The organism is Mesorhizobium sp. M7A.F.Ca.US.005.03.2.1, from assembly GCF_003997795.1.
In the GTDB taxonomy this organism is placed as follows: Bacteria; Pseudomonadota; Alphaproteobacteria; order Rhizobiales; family Rhizobiaceae; genus Mesorhizobium; species Mesorhizobium ciceri.
On sequence record NZ_RZRP01000139.1, the window covers coordinates 1 to 10,070 of the forward strand.

Sequence of the window (10,070 nt, forward strand, 5' to 3'; positions counted from 1 at the left end):
AGATAGGGCTGCATGTTGTCGTGTGGCTGACTGCCGCCCATCGCGGTGACGCTGCTCGGTGTCAGCGCAGTCAGATTGGACGTTCCCGGCGCGTAAAGCTGCGCGGGCGATGCCGCAAGCACATTGCCGGTGGCGACGAAGAGATCGCCGGAAGCCGATGTCGCGCTGGCGCTGTGAAAATGCTGGGGGATCTCCAAAAGTGTGAGCGTATGCGCCTGCTCGCCGCCCCGTTCGCCGAGAAGATGACCTTGGCCACCGGTGTGCGTCGGAACGCGCCCACGCAGGTCGGGCAATGCAAAATTCGTTTGCCCATTGCCGCCATAGGTCGTGCCCAGCAGAGCAAACAATGCCTGGTTCTGGTTGATCGGCAGGAGCTGCCCGTCGCAGAACGCCCAACCTTGGGGAGGGAAGTTGAAAGAAATCAACTTGATTTCCGAGAGATACGGCTCGGCCATATACACCCCCAAACGTTCAATTTGTAGTAAAAAGCCAATCTCTACATGACGTTACGTTAGATCACCCACCGGCACAAAGCAATCTGCTCGGCCAATACATTTTGTAATTTATTCCAGCGCCAACGCGCGCAACGCCCGCTTATGGCAGGGGCGGCTCCGTAACCCCAACAATGGTCCCGAAGCCGGTGTTGTTGTGGTCGGCGGCCACTGTCGCGGCACCGCCACCCGAATGGCTGTTGAGACTGGCGAGATAGGCCTGAACCGCCGTGTCGTCGGTGGCGCTGCCGGCATAGCCTTCGATCTTGTCGATCACATTGAACCGCTGCCGCACGCGGATATCGGTGACGCCAGCTGACGGATCGACGCTCAGCGTATTTCCATGGATATCAAAAGTCAGCGTGCCATTGTCGGGCGTGCCGGAGGCACCAGCCTGGCTCGAGGTTATCCCGCCATTGACGCGGATCGCCTCGAGCGCGGCTGCGGTCGTCGTGCTGACGGTGTTGTTGGTGATGGTGGCATTGACGATCCCATTGCCGTCGCCGTTCGCGACCAGGATGCCATAGTTCGCGACGTGCGTGACAGTGTTGCCGTCGAGCTTGACGGTCACCGTGTTGCTGCCGGTGGCGGTCCCGTTGACGGAGACACTGATACCTGGTCCGGTGCCGGAATCCGCGTTGTTGATGTTGTTGTTGAGGATGTTGCCCGTGAACAGGCCACGCACGACCGGCGATGCGGCACCGCCGCGGTTGACGTTGATCTGCGAGCCCGCGCCGCCGGCACCAAACAGGGTCGCATAGTTGGCCGTGGTGAAGGTCGCGTTCAGCACATTGAAATTATAGGTGCCGGCGCCGTTCTGATCCATGTCCACGCCAACGAAATTGTCGGTGAAGGTGCCGCCGCTGCCGGCGACGCCGGCCTGGCCGACATCGAAATCGATGTTGCCCGAGCCGTTGTTGATGAGCTGGATACCTCTCGCGAAATTGCGCAGGAACGACGAGTTCGTGACAAGGCCGGTGATGTTGGCGGTGCCGTCGGCCTGCAGCAGCAGGCCGACATTGCCTGGCGGTCCCACGGAGGTGTCGCGGAAGGTCGAGCCCGAAACAGTGATGTTCAACGTGCCGCTGTTGTTGAAGACGTTGAAATTGTCCTCAAGGCCGTTCGCGATCACCGAATTGGTGATGGCGACCGTGCCGGTCAGGCCGTTATGGGCGGCATCGGCGGCGCGGAAGCTGATCGAGCCCTCGTCGGCCGCGGCGCTGGTGCCGTTCGTGCCAGAGGTTGCGTTCACCACGCTATTGGTGAGCGCGAAGCCATTCACCTCGAACCCTCGGATACCGAAATTGTCGAAATCGTTCAGCTGCAGACCATTGAGCTGCACATCCTTCGTATTGCTGAGGTAGATGCCGGTGCCTTGCGTGGCGCTGCCATCGGCGCCGGTCTTGTTGGCGATGACGCCCCCGCCGGTCGCGCCGACGTTGGCGCCATTTCCAGTCACATGCAAGCCGCCATTGCCGAGCGCCGTGCCGGTATTGACCAGGATGATGCCGTTGGCGCTACCGCCATTCGATGTGATGCTCTGGAAGACAAGGTTCCCCGAGCCGATATTCGTGTTCTCGACATCGAGCGCGGTGCCGGTCCCCGAATTGATCGTGCTGCCGGGGCCGGTGGCGGTAACCGTGCCGCCGCCGGTGGCGCTGAAGCCGGTGGTGTCGCTGGTTGAGGTATCGATCGCCAGCTTGTTGGTGAAGCTGATCGTCGTGCCGTTGGTGCCGCCATTGGCCACCAGGTTGATGCCGTCGCTAAAGCTATTCGATGTTATGGCGCCGTCGAACGAGATCGTGCTGCCGCCGCCGGCGGTGCCGGTGTGGTTCTGGACGTCGATCGCGGTGGCGTTGGCGGTGTGGGTAATGGTGCCATTGTAATCGATATTGGCCGAACCGCCCGAAACCAGGAACGCCGTACCCGTTGCACCGCTCAGCGCGCCGGAACCGAGGTCGACCGTGCCGCTGACGTTGGTCAGCCTGACATTGTTGGCGCCGCCGACCGAATTGGTCGAATCGAGCGCGATGCTGGCGGCGACGCCAGAGAGATTGATCGCCTGGCCGGTGGTCGCCCTCACCGTTTCTGCGGCAGCGGTAGCTGTGATGCCCATCGTGCCGCCGGTTCCAACAATGCCGGTGCCGCTGGCGGTGTCGATGGTCACGCCGCCGGTGAAGCTGACCGTGCCGCCGGTTTGCGAGACGCCGACGCCGGTGGTCGTGTCAATGTTGGCGAGGCCGGTGATGTTGAGCGTACCGCTCGCCACCTGAATGCCGCCGCCCGCCGTGACGGCGCTGTTCAGTGTCACCGTGTTGAAGGTGAAGACGCCGGTGTTGCCGGCGTTGATCGCCATAATGCCGGCAGTCGTCGCCGCGGCAACGCTCGTGTTGCCGGTGACGGTGAAGGTACCGGCGATGCCGTCGAAAATGATGCCGCCGCTGCTGCCGCCTGAACTGATGCTGGTCACCACCATGTTGACGGTCAGCGGATCGAGATCGAACGCCGCGCCATTCCCCGTGAAGACGCCGCCGCTGCTGCTGTTCAGCGTGAAATTGGTGGTCTTGGTGTTGGCTAGGACGCCGGTGCCGCCATTGTTGAAGACGCTGAACGCGCCGAGATCGAGGGTGCCGCTGGTGTTGGTGAAGCTGAGGCCGTCGCCCTGGACGCGCCCTGGGCCTGGTGAGCCAACACCGATCGTTCCGGCGCTGACAGTGCCGCCGGCGCCGTTGGAGTCGAAGCGGACATTGTTGAAGGCGATGCCGCCGCCAGTGCCGCCGAGCACAGTGTTGTCGGCAAAGGACTGGATCTCGACCGAGTTGTCCGTCGCGCTGATGTTCTGGCCGGCAAAGGACGCGGCCAGCGCCGATCCCGTCGATTTCAGCGTATTGCCGTCGATCGAAAGCAGAAGCGTGTTGGCCGGCGCAGCTGATGTGGAGAAATCGAGCGCCCTGCCGCCGGCCGCGATGTCGTTGTTGCGGAGGAAGAAACTGGAGGCGGACGTCGCGTTGACGGCGACACCAGTGCCGGTGCCTGTGTTGCGGATGATGAGGTTCTGGAGGCCGCCGGTGACGACGCCCGAGCCTGATGTCGCCAGATCGACCACCGAGCCGGCTGTGTTGCTCTGCAGGATCGGCCGTAGCGTGTCGATGCCCGCCGGTGCCGCGATGATCGGCGAGTTTTGCACGGTGGTGAAATGGAACGCAGCCGAAGCGCCGGCGCTGGTATCGACGCCAAGCTGCGAGACATCGACGGCCGCGTCGTCGCTCTTGAAGGCGAGCAGTACCTGCCCGTCATCGAGTTGGAACGACGTACCGCCGAGGTCAATCGTCGCCTGGCCGCCGTCGACGTTCTTGTTGATGAGCACAATGACATTGGCGGTAGATGCCTGGGCGTTGGCATAGGTGCCTGGATTGAGCAGGCTGCCGTCGCCAAGGGCGGTGGCATCGGCGGTGACATAGTAGACCTTGTACGAAGACAGGTTCGACGTGTCGCCGCTGAAATTGACGTCGTTGAAATTGTAGTCGCCATTGGTCGGCAGCGTGTCGGTGGCGTGGATGACCTGGCCGTTGCCGAAGGTCTCGATCTTCGATTCGGCCGGGCTGCCGCCGTCGCCGAACACCAGCCTGGCGTTGGTGGCGCTGGAGAACTGGACGCCCTGGGCGACCTTGGTGATGGTCGACGTCTGGCCAGCCGGGCCAGGATTGTTGTTGAGGAGGTCACCGAGCTGGATCGTGCCGGTGCCGGTCGTGCCGGCCATGTCGATGCCGATCGACCCTGTGGAGTTGCCTCCATCGACATCAAAATCGTCCGCCGTGATGGTGCTCGTGCCGAGCGCCGCACCGTTGAGGTCGAGGCCGACGGCGTTGGTGGCGCTGGCCGCGATTCCGATGTTCAGGCTGTCGAAGCTCAGCGCCGAACCGAGCGTGCCGGAAATGTCGACGCCGCGCGAGGTGATGTTCTGCAGGTTGACCGCGCCGAGGTCGATGGCGCCGCCGCCGACATTGTTGAGCGACACCCCGGTCGCGGCGCCGTTGCTCGAAATCGAATCGAAGGTGATGCCGCCTGCGCCGACCGTCGCGCTGTCGAGATCGAGCGCGGTGCCCGTGCCGGTGGTGATGGTGTTGCCGGCGCCGCTGACGCTGACCGTGCCGGCGGCGAAGGTGCTGGCGGTGAAGCCGGCGCCGCTCGAGGTGGTGATGACGAGGCCGCCATTGGTGAAGGCCAGTGTGCCCGTGCCCTGGGTCGGACCGATGCTGGGGAGCTTGACGATGGCGCCGTTGGCGCCGCTGCTGGTGTCGAATATCTTCGAGGTGCCGGAGAAGGTGGCCGTTCCCTCGGACGATCCGTCAAACAAGACGCCGACGGCGCTCCCGGTATGATTGATCGTGCTCGAAATATTGTACACGCCCTCGGCGTTGCCGCTGAAGGTGAAGACCGCTGTCCCCGGCAGTGCTACTGCCGAGGTCGAAACGACCGAACCGCTCATGTTGAGCTCGCTCCAGTCGCCGCCGCCGACTTGCAAGACGCTGCCCGCGCTGACGTTGATCGAGCCGGTGTAGTTAAGTGTGGCGTGGACAAGATCATTGCCGCCGGCGAGCGTGATCGCTGAACCAGTGGTGCTTGTCGTCGCGCCGATGCTGGCGCTGCCGCCATTCCCGCCAACGTTGACGGTCCCGCTCGAGGTCGTCAATGCGATACCGATCTCGGCGTCATCGATGTTCAGGGTGGATCCGGCGACATTGGCGATGTTTATGGTGCCGACCAGCGGCCCACCAATATCGAACCCTCTGTAGCTGACGTCGAGATCGGTCTTGCCTGTGAAATTGACCACGCCGGCGCCGCTCAGGCCGATCAATGAAGCGCCGATGTAGCCGGTATCCCTCAGGCCGCCAATGTTGACGTCGCCGCCGAGATTGATACCTCCAAGCAGCACACCAGCGCCGGTACTCGTGGATACGGCCGAGACGCTGTCGAAGGCAACGCCGCCGGCGCCGACATTGGCGCCGAACAAGATAAGACCGTCGGCGCCGGAATTGATCTCGTTGCCCGTGCCGGTGACCGTAACGGCGCCGGTGGTAAAATCTCCGAAGGCGATGAAGCCGGTGCCGGTCGTCGTCGTTATGTCGAGACCGCCATTGGTGAAATTGATCGCGGAATTGGTGTTGGGGGCCGGTGTGCCTGCGGGGAAATTGCCAACGAGACCCAGGCTGACGGCGTCCGTCGCGCCCGAGCTGATCACCTTGCTGGTGCCCGAGAAGGTGATCGCGGCCGAGTCGTTGCCGGCAATGACGATATTGCCGCCAGCGGCCGCGTTGGTATCAGTCAGGTTGCCCGACAGCGTCACCGAGCCGCCAGTCATGCTCTGGATCGAAACAGCCGCGCCGGTGCCGTTGCTGTTGATGGTGCCGGCATAGGAGATGATCGCGCTGCCGCCGCTCCCGGCAGTCGTCGAGCCGACATTGAAAGCCGTGTTCGCGCCGGTGTTGGTCAGCGTGCCGTCGCCAATGGTCACCGTGCCGGTCAGGTTCTGCAGGTTGATGCCGCCGCCGGTCAGCGTGCCGGCCGGTCCGCTGTTGGGCAAGGTGCCGCGCGTGACCGTGATGTTGCCGGCGCCGCCATCGACGTCGAGCAGCGTGCCGGCAACGTTGACGTTGTTGTCTGCGATCGACAAATTGGTGTCGAGGCCGGCGACCTTGAACGCCGTCTGGCCCACGGCGACATTGCTGACCGTGACGCCTTCGATGAAGATGCCGCCGGTATTGACGAAGCCAGCCGCGCTCCCGTCGACGAGGAAGACCGAGCCGCTGCCGCCGCTGAAGTCGAAAGCGGTGTCGCGCACCTGGTTGTTGCCGAGCAGATGCAGGGTATCGCTGCCCGTGCTCTTGACCACGCCCTCATCGCCGGTGACGTTGCCGCCAGTAGCGCCGAGATTGCCCTGGACATTGACCGGCTGGACGGTACCGGAGGTGAGGATGGAGGCGCCGTTGCCGAAGCCGATGATCGACTGGCCGGAATCGAGCGTGAACGGGGTGCCGCTGAGATCGACGGTGCCGACAAAGGCGAAGTTCAGCGTGCCGGTCATGGCATCGGCCTCGGCGACCGTGTAGGTGGTCACGTCGGCGCTGAGCCCGTCCGTGTTGGCGTGGACGATGCCACCGCCCTGGGAAATCATGATGGTCCCACCGACCGCGCTGGCCAGATGGGCGGCGCCGGTGAAGTTGACGTCGTCGAAATCATAATTGCCGAGCGTCGGATCGAGCCCGATCGTATTGACGGTGTAGCCGCCGGCGGCGGCGCTGATGGAGGACTGCAGCCCATCGGCGGACGTGCCGTCGCCGAAGGTGAAGTTGGCGTTGGCCGAGGTCGCGGTGGCGCCGCTCGACGACAATTCGACGCCGACGCCGACATTGGAAATGCTGGAGCCGCGCAGGAAGGCGATGGTCTTGTTGCCGGTCGTCGACGACAGGTCGATGCCGCGCGAGGTCAGGCTGCCGGTGCCGGTGATCGTGGTCAGGCCGAAATCGGCCCTTGTCGAGGAACCGCTCGAGGAACCGCTGAAGTCGATGCCGGTCTGGTTGGCGCCAACCTCGTCGATCGTGGTCGTGCCGAAGCTGATATGTTCGTTGATGTCGAGGAACTCGATGCCGGCGGTGCTTGCCGCTCCCAGCGTAACCTGGGTTGTGCCGAAGGTGACCGTGCCATTGTCGGCAATGAAGATGCCGGTGCCGCCAGGCGTCGTCACGGTGACCTCGCCAAAGCTCGCCGATGCCGTGCTGGCGACATTGGTGACGGACAGGCCGGTGCCCGTGGCATTGGTGATCGACAGCGGCGCGGTCACGTTCAACGTCGCGGTGCCGCCGAGGCTGCTGACAAGCGCCCCGCCGCCACCCGTCGCCGACAAGGTCGGGCCAGTGAAGCTGATGGCGCCGCCGGCCGGGGTCAGCGTCGATCCGACATCGAACAGATCGCCGGTGCCGGTCGAGGTGACCGTACCGCTGAAGGTCACCGAGCCGCCGGTGGTGCCGTCGACCTTGACCGCCGCGCCTGGCGCGGTTGCCGAGCTGGAGACGTTGGCCGCTACGCCGACTGTCGCGCTGCCGCCGGAAACGACGACACCGTCGCCAGCGCCCGAATTGGCGATGGTGCCACCGAGGATCGTGATCGAGCCCGTATTGTTGGTCAGGCTGACATCGGTGCCCGCGACATTGGTCGTCACCAGATTGGTGATGGTGAAGGTCGATGACGAAGCGTTGATTGCAAGGCCGTTGATGCCGGCAGCGGTGCCGCCGACAGTGACATTGCCACCCAGGAACTGGCCGCCCGAGACGGCATTGAAGTTGAGCGCCGTGGCCGTCGCAACGCCTGTCGTGATGCTGTCGAACGCCATGCCGCCGGTGCCGATGGTGATGCCGTCGAGATTGATCGCCCGGCCGGTGCCGGTGGTGATCTGCTCCGTGCCCGCGGCCGCGACTGTGATCGTGCCGCCCCCGGTGGCATCGAAGCCGGTACCGGTCGTCGTGGTCAGGTCCAGCCCGCCGGTGAATTTCACCGTGCCGCCGGTGTTGGCGGACAGGTCGATCGCGTTGGCCGAGCCCGTGCTGGCGGTGATCTTGCCGCCGAAGGTGGCGGTGCCGCCGGTCTGGCCGATGATCCTGACCGCGTTGGCCGCATTGGCCTGGTCGATCGTGCCGTTGTAGGTGACGTTGGGCACCGCACCGTTGATGTTGAAGGCTACATCGTCCGTGTTGGTGATGGAACTCGCGGCCGCGAAAGTCAGCGTGCCGCTCGAGCCGCTCCAGATGGCCACGCCCCTGCCGCCGCCACTGATGTCGAGATCGTCGAAGGTGGCGATGCCGTCGAAATTGTTGGCGAACAGCCCGACGTTGGCGGCACTGGTAATCTTGGTGTTGCCGGTGAAATCGACGGTCGCGCTCGAATCGACAAGCACGATGCCGGTTTGAGATGCGGTCTGGACGGTCAGGTCGTCGACCGAGACCGTGCCGGTCACACCATTGAGGTAGAGGCCGGACCCGACATTGCTGGCCGTCACGCCCTGGACGGTCAGGCCGTTGATGCCCAGGCCGTAGATCGCCGAGCCGGAACCCCCGGAAACGTTGAAATCGAGCAGCGTGTTGCCGTTGCCCAGCGTCACGACATTACCGCCGCCGGAACTGGTCAGCGTCGCCGCACCCGCTGAATCCGATATGGATTCGTCATGATGGATGTTGGTGCCGGTGACATTCAACGGCACCCCGCCGAGCGAGAACGCGCGGTCATTGCCGAACGAGGCCAGTTCCTGTCCGTCGCTCAGCGAGAAGCCGGTGGCGTCGTCGATTGTCCCGCGGTTGACCAGGACAATGATCGCGTCGCTGGCGGTAATGCTGTCGGCATATTCGATCGAGGCGAGGTCGGTGATCGACGTGCCGCCGCCCGAAGCCCCGGCCGCAACGAAGATGTAATTGCGCAGATCGTAAAGTTGCGGGCCGGAAAACGCGGTCGTGCCGAAAGCGTAGTGGCCGCTGCCCTCATTGAGCCCGCGCGCATCGAGCGAGGCGGTGATGCCGGAGATGGAGCTGGAATTGCCGCCGAAGGTAAATTCGGCGTTGGCCGTGGCGCCCGGCGTGCCGGCAATGCCCAGCCGCACGCCGGTATCGACATTGGTGATGACGCCGCCATCGGTGATGATGATCACCGCGCCGCCAACGCTCGGCGACGTCAGATCGATGCCGATCGAGCCGGCAGCACCGGTGCCGGTGATGCTGAGCGACTGCGCGGTGAAATTGGTCTTGGATCCGGAGAAGTCGAGGCCGGTGCCGACACCCAGTCCGGAGATGACGATGTTGCCGGCGACCACCGCCGCATTGACGCCGGCAAACGAGATGCCGTCGGCGCCGGGGTTGGTGATGCTGATGTCGCCGAAGCGGATCGTCGCCGGCGAATCCGAAATGGCGATCGCCGGTCCGGTCGTGTTGGAGATCGTCGTCGCACCGTTGACGGTGAAGCTGCCCGCGACATTCTCCAGCACGACACCCGACGTGCCGCCGCTCTGGCTGATCGAGTCCAGCACCACATGGGCGGTGATCGGATCGATGAAGACGGCGGTGCCGCCATTGCCTGACACGGTGCCGCCGGTGGTGGTGAACGTGCCTCCGGTCGACGTGCCCTGCACGGTGATGCCGCGGTCGGTATTGTCCTGCGCATTGACGGTGGCGAAGGTGTAGGTGCCCTTGCCGGTGATATCGAGACCGTCGTCGAGATTGCCCTTCAGCAGCGTCGTGCCGGTGAAATTGTAGGTGCCGTCGCCGTCGATGTGCAGGCCGTCGAGGCCGTTGCCGGTGGCGGTGAAGTTGGAGCCGGTGATGCCGGTCGAACTGCCCGTGAAGTCGGCGCCGTTGCCGCCCGCACCGGTGACCGTCACATTGGTCAGCGTCGCGCCGGTGATGTTGTTGCCGAAGATGCCGTCGCCGCCGCCGGTGATGGTGATGCCGTTGAGCGTGTTGCCGTTGCCGAGCGTAAAGACGGGGTTGGCGACGTTGGTGCCCTGGATCGTGCCGTCGCTGCCGCCCAGGTTGAAGG

2 protein-coding genes are annotated in these 10,070 nt (G+C 64.2%); both read right to left on the reverse strand.

What is annotated here, in order from left to right:
- Positions 1-455 (reverse strand): tail fiber protein (locus EN991_RS10625; protein ID WP_164768959.1); only part of this gene is annotated, 455 nt, incomplete at its 3' end.
- Between the two features lie 139 nt (positions 456-594).
- On the reverse strand, positions 595-10,070 hold a 9,476-nt coding region (locus EN991_RS10630), incomplete at its 5' end, for a hypothetical protein (protein ID WP_127368711.1).